Below are 17667 nucleotides of genomic sequence, written 5' to 3'. Positions count from 1 at the left end.
AGCCCCAGGACCACCACCTCGTATACGCCGCACGCCCTCACCTGGAGAAACCCGATGACCAACGCTGACCGCCGCCACATCGCCATCGTCCTGGACCGATCAGGATCCATGCAGAAGGTCAAGACCGACACCGAGGGCGGCCTCGCCGCGTTCCTCGAAGCGCAGGCCGACGCGCCCGGCGAGACGACCGTCAGCCTCTACCAGTTCGACGACCAGTACGAGGCCGTGTACGAGAACAAGACCCTCACTGACGTCCCCGCCTACCGACTGGTGCCGCGTGGCGCGACCGCCCTGTTCGACGCGGTCGGCCGCACCGTCAACGCCGTGGGCGAACAGCTTGTCGCACAGCCCGAGGCGGACCGTCCCGGTGAGGTCGTCGTCGTGATCCTCACCGATGGCCAGGAGAACGCATCCCGCGAGTTCACCGGCCAGTCCGTCAAGGCGTCGGTCACCCGCCAGCAGGACAACTACGGCTGGAAGTTCGTATTCCTCGGCGCCGACCAGGACGCCTTCGAGGCGGGTGGCTCGCTGGGCATCGACCGTGACTCGACGCTCAGCTACGTCAGCTCCAACACCAGGGCGTCGATGACCGCTGCGGGCCGCATGGTCTCGCGTGGCACCGCCTCCGGCCTCTACGCCTTCACCGACGCCGAACGCGACGCCACGGCCTGACCACCACCCCAGACCGGTCGTGCTGGAGCCTCCCCCCGCTCGCACGACCGCCCGGTGCCGCCACCCGCGACCTCCCCAAGACCGGGCGGCGGCACCGGAACCACACAGAAAGCAGGACACGTGAGCACCACCGCACCCCTGGCCTTCGTCGACACGGAGACCACACACCTGTCCGCCGAGATCGGCGAGATCTGGGAACTCGCCGTCATCCTCCGCGACCTGGGCGGCACCGAGAACGAGCACGTCTGGCAGTTCGCGCCCCGCACCCTCGACGCCGACATCCACGGCGAGGCCCTGCAAGTCGGCCGCTACCACGAACGGTTCGCCGTACCCGACGGCTGCACGGCGGCGTACATCACGGGCGGCGACATCGACCCGATGACCCGCGCCGACGCCATCACAGAGGTCACAGAGATCCTCCGCGGTGCCGTCCTCATCGGCTCCAATGCTGCGTTCGACGACCGGCACCTTCGCAAACTCCTCGACCTCCGCGGCGAGCAGCAGCCCTGGCACTACCGGCCCGTGTGCGTCGCCACCCTCGCCGCCGGGTTCCTGTACGGCGCGCTCACGATGAAGGCAGGGGGAGACCGCGACTACTTCGCCGACGACTACCCGGCCGTGCCGTTCAAGTCCTATGACGTCTCTGAAGCCATCGACGTCAAGCGCCCCGCCGACGACGTAGCGCACACCGCACTGGGCGACGCCCGGTGGGCCCGCGACGTCTGGGACGCAGTCACCGGCGGTGCCGCGTGACCGCCACCATCGACGCGCCCGAGCAGATCAGTCTCGACCCGCCGAGGATCGTGGACGGCCTGTCCGCCGAGGCATACCACGCGGACAAGACGTCGATCTCCTCATCCGGACTCCGCGCACTGCTCGCCCCCGGCTGCCCCGCCCAGTTCGCCTACGACCGGGAACACCCGCAGGCACCGAAGAAGGAATTCGATCTCGGACACGCCGCCCACAAGTTCGTCCTCGGCGAAGGTCCCGAGCTGGCCGTCATCGACTTCCCGGACTGGAAGAAGAAGGACGCCCAAAACCTGCGCGACGACGCCTACGCCGAAGGCAAGGTGCCGCTGCTCACCAAGGACCACGACATGGTCCAGGCGATGGCCGAGGCAATCCGCCAGCACCCGGTCGCTGGCCCGTTGTTCACGCCGGGAAGCGGTCTCGCCGAGCAGTCCCTGTACTGGACCGACCCGCAGACCGGGGTGTCCTGCCGGGCCCGCCCGGACTGGCTCAAGCAGTACCCCGACCTGACCCTGTGCGTCGACTACAAGACGGCAGCGAAGGCCGATCCGGAGTCCGTGTCGAAGGCCATTGCGGACCGCGGCTACCACCAGCAGGACGCCTTCTACCTGGACGGCATCCAGGCCGTCCTCGGCAAGCCTGCCCGGTTCCTGTTCGTGTTCCAGTCCAAGACGGCCCCGTACCTGATCACGGTGCGGGAGCTGTCCGACGCCGACCGGGCCATCGGCCGCGCCAAGAACGCCCGCGCACTCCGCACCTACGCCGAGTGCACCAAGTCCGGCATCTGGCCCGACTGGACCGGCCCCACCGACTCCATCCCTTACATCAGCCTGCCCGCCTGGGCGGCCCAACGAGAGGCCGATGAGTACCTCAATGTCTGAACTCGATATCCGCCATGACAACACCGTCGCCACCCCGGCCGCGGCACCGCAGCAGCAGATCACCACCCAAAGCGCCCTCGTGAAGTGGGCCGAAGAAGCCCGCGTCGTCAACGCCATCGCAGAGTCCATCGCCAAGACCCCGTTCGCCGGCGCCCTCCGCGGCAAGCCCCTGGAGGTTACCGCGGTGATCCTCGCCGGGAACGAACTGGGCCTGAAGCCGATGGCGGCCCTGAAGTCCGTCGACATCATCCAGGGCACCCCGGCCCTTCGGGCGAACGCGATGCGCGGCCTTGTGCAGTCTCACGGCCACGAGATCGAGCTGGTCGAGTCCGACGAGCAGCACTGCATCATGCAGGGCCGCCGGAAGGGGGCCGAGAACTGGCAGACCGTCACCTGGACGATCCAGCGGGCCGGGAAACTCGGTCTGCTCGGCAAGAACGAGTGGAAGAAGCAGCCGCAGACCATGCTCGTGGCCCGCGCGACGGGTGAGCTGTGCCGCCTGATCGCCTCGGACGTCCTGCATGGCATGCCCTACGCGGCGGAGGAGCTGTCGGGGACGACAGAGGTCACTGTCGAGCAGGTCCGGGCCGCACCGCTGTCCGTCACCCAGCTCACCGCCGCCCCGACCCCGGCGTCTCAGCCGGTCGCTCAGCCGGATGTGGTCGACCCCGCGGCGGACGACGCCGAGCACGCCGCGGCGGTCGCCGAACTGCGGGCGTTCGGCGCCGAGATGGACGCCCCCGACATCGAGCAGGACGCCTACGCCGCCCTCGGCATGCCCCTCAATGACGCCCCCGCGCAGGCCATCCGCGACCTCGTCACCCGCTGGCGCAACGACGCCGCCTAACCCCCCACCAGCACGGCCGCCCCGCCCGCCCATAACAGGCGGGGCCGCCGCAACCCCAGGAGACCACAAGCCATGAACATCTACACCGACCCCGAGGCGTTCGGCCTGAAGCCCGTAGGCGAGATCGAATGGGGCACCGGCGGCTACGGCTTCGACCTGACTGTCGTCTGGCGGGACGTCGAAACCGGAGCCCTCTACTACGGAGACGACTCCGGCTGCTCCTGCCCTCCGATGTTCGAGCAGAGCGGACGTCACACGATCACCCGCATCGACCGTCCCCAGACCCTGATCGACCACCTGAACAAGCGGCAGGCCGACAAGGACTACAGCACCGAGTGGGACCAGGACGAGATCGACCGGACCACCGGGGCAATCGGGGCACTGGTGCAGAAGGCGCGTCAGGTGAGCGTCTGATGCGCGCCTTCCTGCGCCGTGCCGTGGCGTCCCTGACGCACTCCGGCCCCGGCCTGCCCCAGCCCGCACGCGGTGACGCCTTCGAGACGTGGCTGAAGGACCAGCGGGACAAGCACGAAGACCGCTACGGCCGCGTCCCCGCCTGGTACCAGATCGACGACGTCCTCGACCAGTACCGCCTCCACGCCGACACCCGGACGCCGCTCGACCAGCACGCCTGCACCGGGCCGCACTGCGACTGCAAGGAGGCGGCATGAAGACGCTCACCATCCGGCAGCCGTGGGCTGACGCGATCGTCCACGTGGACCACCCCCGTTGGGGCCGCAAGCGCATCGAGAACCGCACCTGGGCCGCCCCGGCCACGGCCATCGGCACCCGCATCCTCATCCACGCCGCGAAGACGGGCGACCGCCGCGCCCTCGACGCCGGAGTCATGCCCGGCCCCGACGTGCGGGGCGCGATCATCGGCACCGCCCTCCTCGCTGGCTGCCACCTCGACAGCATCGCCTGCAAACTCCGCGGCTGCGGACCGTGGGCCAACCCCGAGGTCTACCACTGGGCCCTCGCCGACGTCGTAGCCCTGCCCGCGCCCGCCCCCGCGAAGGGCGCGCTGGGCCTCTGGACGCCCGACGCCACCACCCTCGATGCCGTCATGCGGCAGATCGAGGTGACGGCATGAGGGCCTTCTACCGCGGTTACCACGAGGCGACTGGCCGCCGAGCCAGGCAGGTACGCCGCCTGCACGTGATGCGCGAGGACGGGAAGTTCGCGGGCAAGCAGGCCCTGTGCGGGGCCGCGGGCTGGGGCCACACCCACTCGCCGCCGGTCGTGATCGACCCGCTGCCCGTGGACCCGCCCGAGGGCTTGACCTGGTGCCGGTCCCGTGTCGGGTACGCCGCCGACCAGGTCGGCCAACTGGCCGCGTTCGCCCGCCTCATCGCCGCCATCGCCAGCGTCGGACCGGTCAAGACCGGACCGGTCGCACAGCCGGAGCCCGAACCGGAGCAGCCAGCCGAGGGCCGGTGCGGTCGCTGCCGCCAGACCCGGCCGCTCTTCTCCTTCTCCTATGTCCCCGAGGGCTGGGCCGAGTTCGTCCAGATCAACCTGTGCAACCGGTGCCACAGCCTCTCCGCACTCGAAGACGACGACAACCAGCTCAACAGCGGCGTGTTCGCCGAACAGCCGGCCAGCAGCTTCGCCTGACCCGCCCCGGCCGCCCGCGCCCGTAACGCGGGCGGCCACCCACCCAGCGCCCGTACCCGCCCGAGGGAGACGCCATGACCACGCCGGTCACCCTGCACGAACTGATCCTCACTCAATCCCGCATCGCTCGCGAGCAGTACGGCAACCGAGTCGACGTCCTGGACAAGGTGCGGACCATCCCGTTCCTGCCCGACGACCTGCACGTCACCACCGAGGGCGTCGCAGCCTTCTTCGATGTCGGCATCAAGGCGATCGAGTCCCTGGCCCTCGACAACCGCGAGGAACTCGACCGCAACGGATACCAGGTGATCTCCGGTTCGGAACTGACCTCCTTCAAGGAGGTCAGTGGGATCCGCTCCCGGGCTCGGTCGTTGGCCCTCTTCAACCGCCGGACCCTCCTGAACGTCGCCATGCTCCTCCGCGACTCCGAGGTGGCACGCGAGGTCCGCCGCTACCTCCTCGACAGCGAGGCGGCCGTGCGCGCCATCGAGGCCGACGCCCTCTCTCGCCGCGCGGTCGGCGACCCCCTCACCTGGACGTGGGCCGAAGCCGCGGCCATAGTCCAGCAACGGTACGGCGTGCCGTGGGGCGAGGAGCAGTGGCGCCGCAAGCTGCGCTCCGCGGGCGTCATGAAGCAGAGCGGCGGCCCCAAAGCCCAGTACGCGAGGCGCATGTTCTGGTTCACCGGCACCGCCTGGGAGATCCACCCGCACGCCCTGCCCGAGCTCATCCGTCTCGCCGTCGAGACCGACGAGCAGCTCCGGGCCTTCCAGGGCATCCAGATCCGCCTGGAGCTCGAAGGCGTTGGCCGCGCTGCGCTCGAAGGCGGTGCGCTGTGACCACCGCCCCGACCCCGTTGCCCGGCATGCCGGAGCCGCCCACCCCGTCCGCCGTCCAGCGCGCGGCGGACTACGAGACGTGGCTGGGTGCCGTCCGCCCCGCGTTCGAGGCCGCCGCCGCAACCGGACGCCCGTTCACGACGTACGAGATCGCCCACGCCGCGAACCTCCCCGAACCCCCCGACGCCGCGCACCAATGGGGCAGGTTGATGAACCTCCTCGCCGCTGAGGGCTGGATCCGCACAGCCGGGTGGGCCGCCTCCGACCGGCCCACCACCCGCCACTCCGGCGTCCGCACCTGGCGGGGGACACGCGCAGCCCGCAAGCAGGTGACCGCATGAACGCCCCCGTCCTCATCGGCACCGGATTCCTCGCCGTGCTCCTCGTCCTCGCCGCGACCGTCACCGCCGGTCTCGACCACAGGAAGCGGACATGAAGCCCTCCCGCTGGACGCTCCTGTCGTGGGCCGTCACCTTCGGTGCGCACGGCCTCGACATCGCCGTCATCGGCTCCATGACCCTCGCCGCCATTCTCGGCGGCACCTGGTGGAACGACCGCCGAACACGGCTCAGGCACCAGGCCATCGAGCGCGCACACAACGCCGCACCCAGGCCCGCCCCGTCGTGGGCCCACCCCCACCTCGCAGACCACGGCGACTGGGAACGGCTGTACAACGCCGTCCACCAGCACGGGCAACGCGGGGACGACGACCAGACCCGGCAGCAATGCGAAGCCATCTGGCAGGAGGAAAACCGGTGACCACCGCAACGCCGACCCGCCGCTACCTCAACCGTAAGCAGCGCGAACTCAACACCCACCGCGGCATCCCCAACCGCGTCAACGCCACCCAGGCCCGCCAGCACCTCACCCTGCTCCGCCAGACCATGGGCTGGACCGACATCGCCGCCGCAACCGGATGCAGCGCCTGCCACCTCCGGGCGATCCTCTCCGGAGCCACTCTCACCATCAACCGCGTCACCCACGACAAAATCCTCAACACGCCCGCCGCGGTCACCCCCTCCGGCGGCCTCTACATCGACGCCACCGGCACCCGCCGCCGCATCCAGGCGCTCATGGCCCGCGGCCACTCCCAGCAAGCCATCGCCGACGCCGCCACCACGACCCAGCACCGCATCAGCGTCATCTCCCTCGGCGCCCCACGCGTCCGCCAGACCATCGCCGACCGCATCGCCAACGCCTACCGGCAACTCGCCGACCGCGACGGCACGTCCAAGCGCGCACTCTTCCTCGCCGCCAAATACCAGTGGCACGACACCGAATTCTGGGACGACGTCGACCGCATCGACGACCCCGATTTCGACCCCGGCGCGAAGCAACTGCGCATCGACCAGGTCGGCGAAGACGCCACCTGGCTCAAGCAGGCGGGGCTCACCGTCGACCAGATCGCCCACCGGCTCGGGATCTCCCGCGACTACGCCGAAAAGGGCCTCCGCCACGCTGCCCAGTCCGCGCAGGCCGCCGCATGAACAAAGACATCCAGACGCTCCTGCGCCGGGTCCGCCGCCAGGGCTTCCAAGTCCGCATGGGCGGCGCAGGCCACTACCGCATCACCCGCGACGGCCGGACCATCACCATCCCCGCCACACCCACACGCAGCCACCGCTCCATCGCCAACGCGCGCGCCGCACTCCGGCGCATCGGAGCACAGCTCTAACGACAACGAAGCCCCGCGGAAAACCGCGGGGCCAAGACGACGAAAGGAGGAGGGAATATGGCGCCAGTCGTCGCCGATGGCCTGCGGTCAAGCGTGCATGCGGTTATGCATGGGCCGCTCGGCTCGGATCGCACGCACCTCAGCCCACCCCGCCTCCTGCCGATTATCGAACCAAACGAGTTCCCTGCGTGCGACCTGCTTCCACCATGCCTTCATGCGGTGGGCATCGAAGCGCACGTTCGGCATGTTCGTAATGCCCACATAGAGCAGGCGGCCCTCGGTGTCGAAGAGCCGGTAGAGGGCCGTGGGAGCGGTGTGGATGTTGACCACGTCAGATGTCCTCGATCAGGCCGAGGGCTCAACCCCCGGCTTCGGTTTGCGGCTGGTGACGGTCGGCTCGCGGAGGCGTCCGACGTTGTTGGCTCGCGCGATACGACGGATGGTCTCGTAGCTGTAACCAGTGGCCTCGGCGACCTTGGCCGGCCGCAGGCCGCCTTGCAGGGCCTCGACTACGGCGGTCTCGAACGACACGGCTGCGGCCTCTTCAGCGGCCCGCTTGGCCTGAGCTGCCTGCTTAAGGCGGGTCACGGCTTCCTCCTCGGTCATGGGCGCATGGTCCCACATCGGTGTGGCCACAAGAAGTTGCACGACAGTAGCCAACATTCATGTGGACAAGTGTATGTTGGCTATCAGGGAAAGCGCCAGTGCACGAAAGGACCTCCCTAGGTCCTTGGTTCCACACGCTCTGAGCCCCAGCCCAGCACGAAACGAGAAGAGATCACCGTGAGGATTCGCCGGACCAAGCTGAAGGGGGATTTCGTGCAACTCCCCAACAGCACCGTGCGAGACGAGCGCCTCAGTCACATGGCCCGCGGCATCCTCGCCGAACTGCTCAGCCGCCCCGATGGATGGGAGGCCACCGCAGACGACACGTGGCGTGCCTCCGTCGCTATTCACGGCAAGGACAGCCCCGGACGGCGCCAGTTCCGTGCCGCCTTTGCCGAACTGAAGGAATACGGCTACCTGATAGGCACCCGCGAGCCCATCGGCGGAGGTCGCCACGCCACAGTGCTCACCCTCACCGACATGCCACATGCCGGTACGTCGGTGCGACCTGCGGAATTCCCGAACGATGCACGTGGGACCGACATACCACACGCCGGTACGTCGGACAGCCCGACCGACGTACCACCAGGTGGCACCTCGGTGCGACCTGCACAAACAGACGTTCTCGCAGGTCGCACCGACGTACCGCTTACCGACGTACCACACGCCGGTACGTCTATAGAAGAAGACGGTCTTAAGAACACGGGGTTGAAAACCTCTTCTTCGCGGCGGCAACCTGCCCGCCAGATCACCGATGAGGACAAGGTCGAGTTCGGCAACTTCTGGGCGCTCTTCCCCAAGAGCCAGGACCCGAAGAAGACCCGCGACGCCTGGACCGCCGAAGTCCTCGACGGCGCCGACCCCCGGCAGATCACCGCCGCCGCCGTGGCCTACGCCCACGACCAAGCAGGCAACGACTGGCAGTTCGTCAAGTCCTCCGCTGGCTGGCTCCGCGACAAGCGCTACCTCGACAAACACGCCCCCGTGCCCGACGGCAAACCCAATCTCAAGGCAGTGAGGGGCTTCGGGTATCGCCCCTACGAGCCTCCGCCCCCCCACGTCTACCACCAGCAGAAGGGCTTCTGACCCATGCCTGAACCCAAGCGCCTCGGCGGAGAGGAGGTCATGCGCCGCATGCAGGCCATCCTCGAAGCCCGCGGCCTCGGCAACATCGCACCCGGCCCCGTAGACCAGACGCCGAACCCCGACGAGCCCGGCCACCCCGAGTACCACCACCGTCAGCGTGTCGAGATCGCGGTCGGCCGTTGGCGCACCGCCGTGCCCTTCCGGTACCGGGACGCCACCGCCACCCACCGGGACATCGCCGCGTGGGCGGACCGTGCCGCCGACGACTGGCGCTCCGCCGGATTCCTCGTCCTCACCGGAACGTTCGGCACCGGCAAAACCCACCAGGCATACGGTGCGCTGCGCCGCATCGCCGAGTCCGGGCCCGACCGCTTCGAGATGATCGCGATCACCGCCCCCGACATGTACGGGCTCCTGCGCCCCGGCGGGTCCGAGCGCGGCACCGAAGCCGAACTGAAGCGGCTGTGCAAGATCCCGCTGCTGCTGCTCGACGACCTGGGCACCGAGAAGATCAGCGAGTGGACCGAGGAAGCCACGTACCGGCTCCTCAACGAGCGCTACAACGAATGCCGTCCGCTGATCGTCACCAGCAACTTCCCCACCCGCAGTACCGACGGCGAAGACCTCAGCGACCGGCTCGGCGGACGCATCGCCTCCCGCCTCGCCCAGATGACGACCGTCGTCGTCCTCGACGGCCCCGACCTCCGGCGGGTGGTCGCGTGAAAGCCGACGACCCCCGCATGGCCACCGTCGAGTGCGCCATTGCCCGCATCAACTACGACGCTGGCAAGACCGGCATCGAGATCGCCCAGCAGTGGATCGTCGCCCACCTCGAAGCGTTCATCGCCGTTCGCGATGAGCGCGCCAAGAACCCCATGAACTTCCCCGGCTTCGGTGACGGCACCCCGGAAGAGACTGCCCGCCGAGTCGTTGCCCGCTTGCTCGACGCCGGATGGCGCCCTCCGGACACCGAATGTCTCGACCTCCCAGCAATCCCCGAGGAGCTGTCGTGAGCGCGGATGGTCTGACGCCGGAGGACACGGCGGCGATGCGTGCGACGCCGGGGGACTGGCGGGAGTACCTGCGGTCGGAGATGGACAGGGGCCGCCAGCGGGCTGCTGACGCCGCGAAACCCCCGGACAAGCCCGCCCGGCGCAGCAACCAGAAGCCGGGCGCGTGGCCCGCCGGTACCCGGCCGCCTGACCCGCCGGAACCGATCCCGCCCGAGGAAATCCAGCGGGCGATCACCGAGTACCGCCACTGGCTCAACGCCGGATCGCCGCCCGGCCAGTACCGCTGCGAATGCCCCAACTGCCAACTCCTCGAAGGAGGAACCCGATGACCGACAGCCCCGAGATCGCGTCCATGCTCCGGTCCGCCGCAGCGCTCGCGTCCACCCGCTGGGATCCGCACGGCTTTTCGATCGCCGACATCCTCGACCGCGTCGCTCCTGGCGGGGAGCGTCCGGACGGGATCGACCTGTGGGACGCCGTCGTGACTCACCTCGGCGAGGAACTGACCGTGCCGTGGGAGCGCAAGCCCGGCCGCACCCGGACCGAAGTCGCAGCCATGCTCCGCGTCGCCTCCCAGCAAATCGGAGGGTCGGCGTGAGCGCCCGTTGGGGTGCTCCGGCGCCGAAGGGGATCCGGCACCTGGTGCGCGCCCCCCACCACCCCGCCCGCGCCGTCCCCTGCCCCCACTGCGGCGCGCACGCCCACGCCCCCTGCACCACCATCAGCAAGCGCCGCCGCCTTACCGAACCCCACCCCGGCCGCATCACCGCCTGGGTCCGCACCGTCGCCTGCTGCCCCACCTGCCAAGTCGAACCCGGCGTCGAATGCTGGTCCGTCGACGGAACCCCGCTCGCCTCAGGCGCCGTGCACCCCCAGCGCGAAACCGAAGCCGAGGTGGCCGCATGAGCGTCCGCCCCGACATCGCCGCACTCATCGCCGCCGGTCACACCGACACGGGTATCGCCGCCCGCCTCGGCATCGACCGCACCACCGCGAATAAGGCCCGCCACGAACTGCGCTGGCGCTCCCGTACTCCAGACGGGCAGCTCGCCTTGGAGTCCGTGCCCACGGGCGCTGCCTTCAAGCCCCGTCCGTGGACCGCAGCCGAGCAGGCCGCCCACCGCGCCGAACTCCTCGCCGCACTCGGTGGTGCCCCGCTCAACGTCCGCGCCCGCACCAAACCCCGCCGCCACCTCCACGCCCTCCCGCCCGCCGCCTAACCCGGAGGCTCCAATGCCTGACGCCGACACCACTACCGCCCACCTGTGGGAAGTCGACCACCCGTACTACTGCCAGGAAGGGAACTGGTTCAGCAGCGGCCAGCACACCCTGTTCGCCTCCTGGGCCGAGTTCACCGACACCGCCTTCCACGGCGCCGACCGCGACCAGAACCTCCTCATCCGCTGGGACTGGAACTCCCCGACCCGCCACCCCGACCCCGACCTCCGAGGCGACGACCCGGACGAACTGCTGCTGTTCTTCGTCCTCCAGCGCAAGGCGTGGCTGTGCTCCGTCGGCATCGCGGTAACCGACGAGGACGAACCGGCCGTCCGCACGTGGCTCCAGGAGTGCGCGGCCACCGTTGCCGCCCTCTGGGACCCGCTGCCGCTCGGCCCGCACACCGCTCCCGCCCCGCCCGCCGCCTGAAAGGCACAAGCCGCATGCCTGTTACGTCCGTTTCCGCCGCGTCCGTGGGGTCCGTTTACCGGTCGGCGGTCCCTGGCCAGCGCCACGCCGGGTGGGCCCCCTTTCCGCTGCTGGTGGTGGGCGCGCCGGACACCGTGACCCCGTCGCGGGCCGTGGTGCCGCCTCTCCCGGCCTCTGGGGTGGCGGACGCCCCTCGCTAGGTCCGCACGCGAGTTAGGCCCGCACGCGGGCACGCAGCCCGTCCCGCCCAAACCGCACCCCGCCGAAACGGAGACCCACGACCATGACCCACCCCACCACCATCGAGCCCGGCCAGGAGTACGAGTCCTACGACCCAGGCCACGGAGTCATCACCCGCATCCGCATCAAGGGCACACCAACCCCCACCGGTCGCTGGGGCGTTCCGAACGTCGCCGTCATCACGATCGCCCCCGACGGGCGGGAGCTGCGCCCACGCACCATCCCCACCCGACACCTGCACGCGTCGCCCACCCGCAAGACCGGCTACCGGCTCGTCCAGCACGCCGACGGCACCCCCGCCAACGCCAGCGACCGGAGCACCCGATGACCGACCACCCGGTTCCGTCCCCGGCCGCGCGCCTCACGGCCCGCACCCTGACCGCCGCCCTCGTGCTCGCCGGGTACCTGGGCACGATCCCTGCCGCGAACTGGCTCGTGCAGCACTACCCGGCCGCCCCTGTGCCCTTGGGCCTGCATGCCCCCGCCGGGGTGTACATGGTCGGACTGGCCCTGGTCCTGCGGGACTGGGCCCGTGAACTCGCCGGCCGTGAGGCGGTCCTGCTGGCGATGGTTGCCGGGGTCGGGGTGTCGTACTGGCTGGCGTCGCCCGTGGTGGCGACGGCGTCGGCTGCAGCGTTCCTGGTGTCGGAGACCCTGGATTTCGCCGTGTACGAACAGCTCCGGGCCCGCGGGCGCACGGGGGCGCTGGCCGCGTCGAACGCGGTGGGCCTGGTCGCGGACAGCCTGCTGTTCCTGTGGATTGCGTTCCACTCCCTGCACTACCTGGGCGGGCAACTCGCAGGGAAAGCCTGGATGACCGCTGCCGCTGTCGTGGTCCTCGCCGGGTGGCAGCGGGTCCGCCGGCCCGGGGTGCTCCGCCCCGACGGAACCTGCACCTGCCGGCGGGGGGCCCGCAGTTGGTGCGGGCACTGCGCCCACGACCGGTGCGAGGACTGCGGGGCATGTTCTGGGCCCGGCTGCACCCACACCTGCCCCGCCCTGGCGGTGACCGCATGACCACATACCTGGCCGGAGGCATCAACGGTCTTACCGACGACCAGGCCACCACCTGGCGGGCCCAAGCCCGCGCCCTGCTGAACGGGGACGTCCTGGACCCCATGGCCCGCGACTACCGCGGCCATGAGGACGCCAACGTGACCGCGATCGTCGAAGGTGACCTCGCCGACATCGCCCAATGCGACGCGATCCTCGCCTGGTGCCCCCGCCCGTCCTGGGGTACCGCCATGGAAATCCACCACGCCCACACCCGGGGCCTGCCGGTGATCGCCGTCGTGCCCCCTGGGGTCCCGGTGTCCCCGTGGCTGCGGTACCACACCACCGCGGTGGTCCACACGGTCGCTGACGCGGTCACCGCCATCCGCGAGATGACCGCATGATCGGCACCCGGTTCTACCTCGGCACCCCGCCCACGTGGATCAAGTACACCAGTGTGCCGCTGTTCGTCTCCAACCGGCCGCTGTCCAAACGGAACACCCTGCACCGTTCCCGCGGCCCGGTCGCCATCGACTCCGGCGGTTTCTCCGAACTCGACGCCCACGGCACCTGGGACAACGGGCCCACCCCCCGCCAGTACGTGGCCCAGGTGACCCGGTACACCGCGGAGATCGGCATCGACTGGGCCGCACCGCAGGACTGGATGTGCGAGCCGTGGATCGTCGCGAAGACCGGACTGAGCGTCGCGGAGCACCAGGCCCGCACGGTGGGGAACTACCTGGACCTGAAGTCCATCGACCCGGCGGTGCCGGTCATCCCGGTCCTGCAGGGCTGGACTCCGGCCGAGTACGAGCACTGCATCGCCCTGTACGACCGGGCGGGCATCGACCTGCGGGCCCAGCCTCTGGTTGGTATCGGGTCGGTGTGCCGCAGGCAGGGTGCCGAGGAGGCCGCTGCGCTGGTGGAGCGGATCGCGGGGCATGGGATCCGGTTGCACGGCTTCGGCTTCAAGATCGCCGGGCTGCGGCGGGTCGCGCACCTCCTGCCGTCCGCGGACTCCATGGCCTGGTCCGCCGCCGGCCGCCGCGAACCCGCTGGGTGCACCTTTCGGTTCCCCGGATCCCGCGGTCCCCACAAGAACGAAGCCAACTGCCTGCGCTACGCCGAGCTATGGCGTCAGCGCGTCCTGGCCGCCATAGCCACCGGCGTCAGCACACCCCGCCAGCTCACCCTCGACTTCGACACCGCCGCCTGACGCCTACCTCGGCCACGACCACCACCCACCAAGGAGCCCCATGACCACCACCCCGGCCGCGCGCCTCACGGCCGCCGCCACCCACCTCCGCACGCTTGCGCGGGCCGCCAGCACCGCCCCCGACGGCGAACCCACCGCCCACTGGACCACCGAGCAGCGCCAGCCCGATAACCCCGGCAGCGGCAGCTACCTCTACGGCGACCACATCACCCGAGACGACGGTCGCCTGATCACCTGGCCGCTCCTCCTGTGCGGCGGCTCCCCCGTCCGCCCGGCCTACATGCACACCCAGCACGCCGTCTACGCCGCGACCCTGCACCCCCCGGTCGGGCTCCTGATCGCCGACCTCCTCGACTCCGCTGCCGAGGCCGTCCGCAGGGGCTCCACCGCGGACCCGGCCGCCCTGGCGCTGGCCGACGCGATCCCCGGGGGCGGACAGTGACCGCCCGTGCGGTTGTCCCGTGGCTGGTGACGGCCGCCGCCATCGCGCTGCTCATTACCGTGACATGGGCGGTGACCTGGTGAGCACGCACCGCCTGGACGTGCCCGCGCTCCGTGCCCGGCTCGATGCCCGGCGCCGTGAGCGCGGCATGTCCTGGCGGGCCGTCGGCCGCGAAACCGGTCTGCCGATTTCCACGTTCTCCCGCCTCGGCCTCGGCCACTCCATCGAAGCCGACGCCCTGGTGACCCTGCTCGTGTGGCTCGACCTCGACACCGACGTCGTGTGGTTGATCGAGCCCGGGGCCGTCCCCGTCCCGTGCCCGGGGTGCGAGCACCTGTACCAGCCGAACCGTGACGGGCGGATCCGCAAGCACGACTGCACCCCCGCCACGCCGCCCCCGCCGCCCCCGGGGGTGGCCCCACACCACCACCCAAGGAGCAGACGATGCCCGAGTCAGCCGACTTCGACGGCTGTAGCCGCGACTGCCGGACCAGCGGAGTGCACACCCTCACTTGGGGCCGTTGCGAGTACGCCGCCGAGGCCGAGCCTGCCGTCACCCTGATGCGGACCCGTCTGATGGACGACGGGATGCCCGCGATCGTCGGCGACCGCCTCACGGTCACCGAGCTGGCCGACCTGATCGAGCCCGCCCTGCGCCAGGTCCGGGTCCACTTCGGCCCGAACGCCCTGGCGATGCTCCACCGCGGTGAGGCGGTGGGCCTGTCCGGCGGCGAGTACGCCGACCTCGCCCGCGCCGCAGCCGAAGCGGTCGCCCAGCCCCACCTCATCCCTGCCGCCGCCGGGGAGCAGCCCCATGCCTGACACCACGCCGGACCCGCTGCCCGAGGCGCACCCCGTCCACGTCGAGTACGTCATCGAACGCGCGATCGGCGACGACCGGTGGGTCGTGGACAGCATCGGCCCGGAACCCACTCCTGAACAGGCCCTGGCCGAAGCGGCGTGGTTCATGGACGACCACCCGCACCACACCTACCGGACCGTCCGCCGAACGACCACCAGCGCCGTCGTCGCCGTACACCAGCCCACCTCCGAGGAGCCCCGCCCGTGACCGGCCACACCAACCCGGCACCGCTCAGCCCCGCCAAACGCGAAGCCCTCGCCGCCACCGCCACCCGCACCCTGTACTTCGGCCGCGACCCCGGAAGCCCCTGGCAGGGCACCAGATACGCCACGGCAACCCTGCGCGGCCTGATGCAGCGCGGCCTGATCAGGCGCGGCCAGCACGAGCCGGGGAAGGGCCGCAGGCTGACGCTCACCGATGCCGGGCGGGCAGCACTGCCCACGGAGGCGGTACCCGCCCCGTCCGGCCGGTCAGAAACCGCCCCCACAACCAGGCCCGCCCAGGCCGGCGGCACGCTCCGCGACCGCATCGGCGCGGCCCTCCGCAATGCCCTCAAGACCCGCACCGTTCCGCCGATCGTCGACTACCTCGGCCGCCCCATCACCGGCACCGAGATCGGGCTCACCGAGCACGAACTCGCAGACGTAGCACTCACCGTCGTACAGCCGCTCCTGGACGAGCTGGCCGACTACCGCAACCGCATCACCTGGGAGACCACCTGCGGCGGGTGCGCCCGCACCCTCGACGCCGCTTACGCCGAGACCATGCGCGCCGAAACCGCCGAGGCGGAGCGCGACCGGCTCACCGAAGAACTCGCCGCGATGCGGTCGCAGCTCACCGAGGCGCTCCACACGCGGCCGGAGATCGACTGGCCCGAACTCATCACCATGGCCCGCCGCCGATGGGAGCAACTGGAGGCACGGACCGCTGAGCGCGGTCGGTCCGACCTCCGCGCATACACCGCCGAGGCTGCGATCACCCGCGTCCGGGAAGTGGCCGCCCAGCTTGACCAGTTCGCCGACGCGGCCCTCAAAGTCCCGGACCGGGAGCTTTACGGGGCCATCGCCACCAGCCTCCGCACCGCCCTCGCCCCGCCCGCCGACCAGGCCGACGGGAGCGGATCGTGACCGGCCCGACACCCACACCCCGAAGCGAGCAGCCGGGCGCCCCCCACGCCTACCTGTCCACCGGCTGCCTGCACGGTGAGCACGCCTACTGCCAGGGCAAGACTGGGCAGGCCGGGGCGAAGAAGCCAGCACAGTGCAAATTCTGTGGCGCGGCGTGCGTGTGTCCTTGCCACGACCGGACGGCCGGGCGGTGACGTCAGGGGGCGGGCGGTGCAGCGTCGGCGGCGCGCGCCTTCATCTGTTCGGCTCGGCTGCGGTACCGATCGTCCGGTTCGATGCCCTCCTGGCGGGCGAGTTTCCGCACGTAGGCGGCCGTCCACCCGGACCGTTTGGTGACCTCGGTGGGTCGGTGTGCACCGTCGCGCAGGGCGGCGAGGACCAGTTCTTTCAGCTCTTCGCTGGACTTCTTGAGGCGGTCGGCGTCGCGTTTGCGCCGGGCCCCTGCGGCGGCGATGTCGTCGAGGGTCGGCGGCTGGGGCTCGGTCGCTGTCATGGCATCAAGGTACCGCAACAGGGTTGCGGTGGACAGCGGAGGGCGGTAGCTTGATTGAAGCAGCGCAATCAAGGAGCGCTACTCAGGATCTATGAGGAGACCGTCATGACCGCCGACGCCCGCACCAGCCTCGCCGAGTCCCACCGTGTACCCCAGGTCGAACGGTGACCGCCTGCCGCCCGTCGAAGCCGTGGCGGGTCATCCTCACCGGCCCCGATGTGGCCGCCCAGTCGGACCACACCAGCGAGACCAAGGCGTACACCTTCGTCCGCGCCAGCCTCGGCACCGACAGCCCCGCCAGTGAGGCGCGCATCGAGTACTGGGAAGACGGGCTCTGGCGATGGTTCGAAACCCTCACCGGGAAGGACATGTCATGACGGAGGAGGAGTACGAGGCGCTGCGACGGCGCCTTGAAGCCGACATCGCGGATGCGAAGAAGGCTTACATCCGAGCCCACTCCTACTACGACGGGCTCTGCGACGAACTCCGCAACCTGCGAATCACCTGGCAGGACCAGAAACGAGCGGACCGCCAACCGTGACCGGCCCACCCACGGCCAGATGCCCGGCGTGCGGCCAGCCCTGCACTCTCACCCCAGGCGGCCTCATCACCCGCCACTACCAGCCCTGGTTCTGCCCCACCACCGCCAGCACCAACCGAT

At 70.4% G+C, this 17667-nt stretch carries 34 protein-coding genes; 31 read left to right on the top strand and 3 right to left on the bottom strand.

Translation table 11 applies throughout. The features are described 5' to 3' along the window. Positions 1 to 54 precede the first annotated feature (54 nt). The 13 genes from ABZX65_RS27130 (at position 55) to ABZX65_RS27070 (ending at position 7281) form a co-directional block, all read left to right on the top strand. Positions 55 to 672, top strand: coding sequence for a vWA domain-containing protein (locus ABZX65_RS27130; RefSeq protein ID WP_355345265.1), 618 nt, complete (start codon positions 55 to 57; stop codon positions 670 to 672). A gap of 120 nt (positions 673 to 792) precedes the next feature. Next, on the top strand, positions 793 to 1425 hold the full coding sequence (locus tag ABZX65_RS27125; protein ID WP_355345262.1) for a hypothetical protein: 633 nt from the start codon (positions 793 to 795) through the stop codon (positions 1423 to 1425). Continuing rightward, positions 1422 to 2303 carry a PD-(D/E)XK nuclease-like domain-containing protein gene (locus tag ABZX65_RS27120; protein ID WP_355345259.1) on the top strand — a complete coding sequence of 294 codons (882 nt, stop codon included), beginning with the start codon at positions 1422 to 1424 and terminating at the stop codon, positions 2301 to 2303. Before ABZX65_RS27125 ends, ABZX65_RS27120 begins: the two co-directional genes overlap by 4 nt. Beyond that, positions 2296 to 3150, top strand: coding sequence for a hypothetical protein (locus ABZX65_RS27115; RefSeq protein WP_355345256.1), 855 nt, complete (start codon positions 2296 to 2298; stop codon positions 3148 to 3150). The genes ABZX65_RS27120 and ABZX65_RS27115 overlap by 8 nt, the downstream gene beginning before the upstream one ends. A gap of 72 nt (positions 3151 to 3222) precedes the next feature. After that, complete coding sequence (locus ABZX65_RS27110; RefSeq protein ID WP_355345253.1) at positions 3223 to 3564, top strand: hypothetical protein; 342 nt, start codon at positions 3223 to 3225, stop codon at positions 3562 to 3564. Continuing rightward, positions 3564 to 3821, top strand: coding sequence for a hypothetical protein (locus ABZX65_RS27105; RefSeq protein ID WP_355345250.1), 258 nt, complete (start codon positions 3564 to 3566; stop codon positions 3819 to 3821). Before ABZX65_RS27110 ends, ABZX65_RS27105 begins: the two co-directional genes overlap by 1 nt. Then, the gene (locus tag ABZX65_RS27100) at positions 3818 to 4243 is read left to right on the top strand and encodes a hypothetical protein (protein ID WP_355345247.1); all 426 of its coding nucleotides are present in this window, start codon (positions 3818 to 3820) and stop codon (positions 4241 to 4243) included. The genes ABZX65_RS27105 and ABZX65_RS27100 overlap by 4 nt, the downstream gene beginning before the upstream one ends. After that, on the top strand, positions 4240 to 4767 hold the full coding sequence (locus ABZX65_RS27095) for a hypothetical protein (protein WP_355345244.1): 528 nt from the start codon (positions 4240 to 4242) through the stop codon (positions 4765 to 4767). Before ABZX65_RS27100 ends, ABZX65_RS27095 begins: the two co-directional genes overlap by 4 nt. Positions 4768 to 4841: 74 nt before the next feature. Beyond that, positions 4842 to 5606 (top strand): hypothetical protein, encoded by a 765-nt coding sequence (locus ABZX65_RS27090; protein WP_355345241.1) that lies wholly within the window; start codon positions 4842 to 4844, stop codon positions 5604 to 5606. Further along, complete coding sequence (locus tag ABZX65_RS27085) at positions 5603 to 5947, top strand: hypothetical protein (RefSeq protein WP_355345238.1); 345 nt, start codon at positions 5603 to 5605, stop codon at positions 5945 to 5947. The genes ABZX65_RS27090 and ABZX65_RS27085 overlap by 4 nt, the downstream gene beginning before the upstream one ends. 91 nt (positions 5948 to 6038) lie before the next feature. Then, positions 6039 to 6365, top strand: coding sequence for a hypothetical protein (locus ABZX65_RS27080; protein ID WP_355345235.1), 327 nt, complete (start codon positions 6039 to 6041; stop codon positions 6363 to 6365). Then, positions 6362 to 7093 (top strand): hypothetical protein, encoded by a 732-nt coding sequence (locus tag ABZX65_RS27075; protein WP_355345232.1) that lies wholly within the window; start codon positions 6362 to 6364, stop codon positions 7091 to 7093. The genes ABZX65_RS27080 and ABZX65_RS27075 overlap by 4 nt, the downstream gene beginning before the upstream one ends. Next, positions 7090 to 7281 carry a hypothetical protein gene (locus ABZX65_RS27070; protein ID WP_355345229.1) on the top strand — a complete coding sequence of 64 codons (192 nt, stop codon included), beginning with the start codon at positions 7090 to 7092 and terminating at the stop codon, positions 7279 to 7281. Before ABZX65_RS27075 ends, ABZX65_RS27070 begins: the two co-directional genes overlap by 4 nt. Positions 7282 to 7368: 87 nt before the next feature. Here ABZX65_RS27070 and ABZX65_RS27065 read toward each other — a convergent pair whose 3' ends face one another. Both ABZX65_RS27065 and ABZX65_RS27060 read right to left on the bottom strand, forming a co-directional pair. Further along, positions 7369 to 7611 (bottom strand): GIY-YIG nuclease family protein, encoded by a 243-nt coding sequence (locus ABZX65_RS27065; RefSeq protein ID WP_355345226.1) that lies wholly within the window; start codon positions 7609 to 7611, stop codon positions 7369 to 7371. A gap of 15 nt (positions 7612 to 7626) precedes the next feature. Continuing rightward, complete coding sequence (locus tag ABZX65_RS27060; RefSeq protein ID WP_355345223.1) at positions 7627 to 7887, bottom strand: hypothetical protein; 261 nt, start codon at positions 7885 to 7887, stop codon at positions 7627 to 7629. 177 nt (positions 7888 to 8064) lie between these two features. On the opposite strand from ABZX65_RS27060, the gene ABZX65_RS27055 reads away from it, so the two are divergent. From ABZX65_RS27055 to ABZX65_RS26980, 16 genes are all read left to right on the top strand, one after another. Further along, positions 8065 to 8973, top strand: a complete 909-nt coding sequence (locus tag ABZX65_RS27055; RefSeq protein WP_355345220.1) for a hypothetical protein — start codon at positions 8065 to 8067, stop codon at positions 8971 to 8973. Positions 8974 to 8976: 3 nt separating this feature from the next. Beyond that, positions 8977 to 9696 (top strand): ATP-binding protein, encoded by a 720-nt coding sequence (locus ABZX65_RS27050; protein ID WP_355345217.1) that lies wholly within the window; start codon positions 8977 to 8979, stop codon positions 9694 to 9696. Positions 9697 to 9713: 17 nt separating this feature from the next. After that, on the top strand, positions 9714 to 9986 hold the full coding sequence (locus tag ABZX65_RS27045; protein ID WP_355345214.1) for a hypothetical protein: 273 nt from the start codon (positions 9714 to 9716) through the stop codon (positions 9984 to 9986). Next, positions 9983 to 10315 (top strand): hypothetical protein, encoded by a 333-nt coding sequence (locus tag ABZX65_RS27040; protein ID WP_355345211.1) that lies wholly within the window; start codon positions 9983 to 9985, stop codon positions 10313 to 10315. Before ABZX65_RS27045 ends, ABZX65_RS27040 begins: the two co-directional genes overlap by 4 nt. Further along, positions 10312 to 10584, top strand: coding sequence for a hypothetical protein (locus ABZX65_RS27035; RefSeq protein ID WP_355345208.1), 273 nt, complete (start codon positions 10312 to 10314; stop codon positions 10582 to 10584). Before ABZX65_RS27040 ends, ABZX65_RS27035 begins: the two co-directional genes overlap by 4 nt. Then, on the top strand, positions 10581 to 10892 hold the full coding sequence (locus ABZX65_RS27030; protein WP_355345205.1) for a hypothetical protein: 312 nt from the start codon (positions 10581 to 10583) through the stop codon (positions 10890 to 10892). The genes ABZX65_RS27035 and ABZX65_RS27030 overlap by 4 nt, the downstream gene beginning before the upstream one ends. Then, positions 10889 to 11206, top strand: coding sequence for a helix-turn-helix domain-containing protein (locus ABZX65_RS27025; RefSeq protein WP_355345202.1), 318 nt, complete (start codon positions 10889 to 10891; stop codon positions 11204 to 11206). Before ABZX65_RS27030 ends, ABZX65_RS27025 begins: the two co-directional genes overlap by 4 nt. A 13-nt stretch (positions 11207 to 11219) precedes the next feature. Then, positions 11220 to 11633: a hypothetical protein gene (locus tag ABZX65_RS27020; protein WP_355345199.1), complete on the top strand. Its 414-nt coding sequence runs from the start codon at positions 11220 to 11222 to the stop codon at positions 11631 to 11633. Positions 11634 to 11916: 283 nt separating this feature from the next. Then, a complete protein-coding gene (locus ABZX65_RS27015) occupies positions 11917 to 12201 on the top strand; it encodes a hypothetical protein (RefSeq protein ID WP_355345196.1) in 285 nt (94 codons plus the stop codon). Continuing rightward, positions 12198 to 12890, top strand: a complete 693-nt coding sequence (locus ABZX65_RS27010) for a VUT family protein (RefSeq protein ID WP_355345193.1) — start codon at positions 12198 to 12200, stop codon at positions 12888 to 12890. Before ABZX65_RS27015 ends, ABZX65_RS27010 begins: the two co-directional genes overlap by 4 nt. Continuing rightward, entirely contained in the window at positions 12887 to 13270 is a 384-nt protein-coding gene (locus ABZX65_RS27005; RefSeq protein ID WP_355345190.1) for a nucleoside 2-deoxyribosyltransferase, read from the top strand. The genes ABZX65_RS27010 and ABZX65_RS27005 overlap by 4 nt, the downstream gene beginning before the upstream one ends. Then, positions 13267 to 14082, top strand: a complete 816-nt coding sequence (locus ABZX65_RS27000) for a hypothetical protein (protein ID WP_355345187.1) — start codon at positions 13267 to 13269, stop codon at positions 14080 to 14082. Before ABZX65_RS27005 ends, ABZX65_RS27000 begins: the two co-directional genes overlap by 4 nt. Before the next feature lie 40 nt (positions 14083 to 14122). Then, positions 14123 to 14524: a hypothetical protein gene (locus ABZX65_RS26995; protein WP_355345184.1), complete on the top strand. Its 402-nt coding sequence runs from the start codon at positions 14123 to 14125 to the stop codon at positions 14522 to 14524. A 444-nt stretch (positions 14525 to 14968) separates the two neighbouring features. Beyond that, positions 14969 to 15346 carry a hypothetical protein gene (locus ABZX65_RS26990; RefSeq protein ID WP_355345181.1) on the top strand — a complete coding sequence of 126 codons (378 nt, stop codon included), beginning with the start codon at positions 14969 to 14971 and terminating at the stop codon, positions 15344 to 15346. Continuing rightward, entirely contained in the window at positions 15339 to 15593 is a 255-nt protein-coding gene (locus ABZX65_RS26985) for a hypothetical protein (protein ID WP_355345178.1), read from the top strand. The genes ABZX65_RS26990 and ABZX65_RS26985 overlap by 8 nt, the downstream gene beginning before the upstream one ends. Continuing rightward, a complete protein-coding gene (locus tag ABZX65_RS26980; RefSeq protein WP_355345175.1) occupies positions 15590 to 16513 on the top strand; it encodes a hypothetical protein in 924 nt (307 codons plus the stop codon). Before ABZX65_RS26985 ends, ABZX65_RS26980 begins: the two co-directional genes overlap by 4 nt. A 196-nt stretch (positions 16514 to 16709) precedes the next feature. Here the strand turns inward: ABZX65_RS26980 and ABZX65_RS26975 are convergent, their stop codons facing one another. Beyond that, a complete protein-coding gene (locus ABZX65_RS26975; protein ID WP_355345172.1) occupies positions 16710 to 17006 on the bottom strand; it encodes a hypothetical protein in 297 nt (98 codons plus the stop codon). A 164-nt stretch (positions 17007 to 17170) separates the two neighbouring features. Here ABZX65_RS26975 and ABZX65_RS26970 point away from each other — a divergent pair, with 164 nt between their 5' ends. Together ABZX65_RS26970 and ABZX65_RS26965 are read left to right on the top strand one after the other, a co-directional pair. Next, complete coding sequence (locus ABZX65_RS26970; RefSeq protein ID WP_355345169.1) at positions 17171 to 17383, top strand: hypothetical protein; 213 nt, start codon at positions 17171 to 17173, stop codon at positions 17381 to 17383. Beyond that, positions 17380 to 17547 (top strand): hypothetical protein, encoded by a 168-nt coding sequence (locus ABZX65_RS26965; protein ID WP_355345166.1) that lies wholly within the window; start codon positions 17380 to 17382, stop codon positions 17545 to 17547. The genes ABZX65_RS26970 and ABZX65_RS26965 overlap by 4 nt, the downstream gene beginning before the upstream one ends. Positions 17548 to 17667: the final 120 nt, after the last annotated feature.

The sequence above is a fragment of the Streptomyces sp. NPDC003300 genome (assembly GCF_040610915.1).
Classification (GTDB): domain Bacteria; phylum Actinomycetota; class Actinomycetes; order Streptomycetales; family Streptomycetaceae; genus Actinacidiphila.
This window is presented reverse-complemented; position numbering and strand designations above follow the sequence as displayed.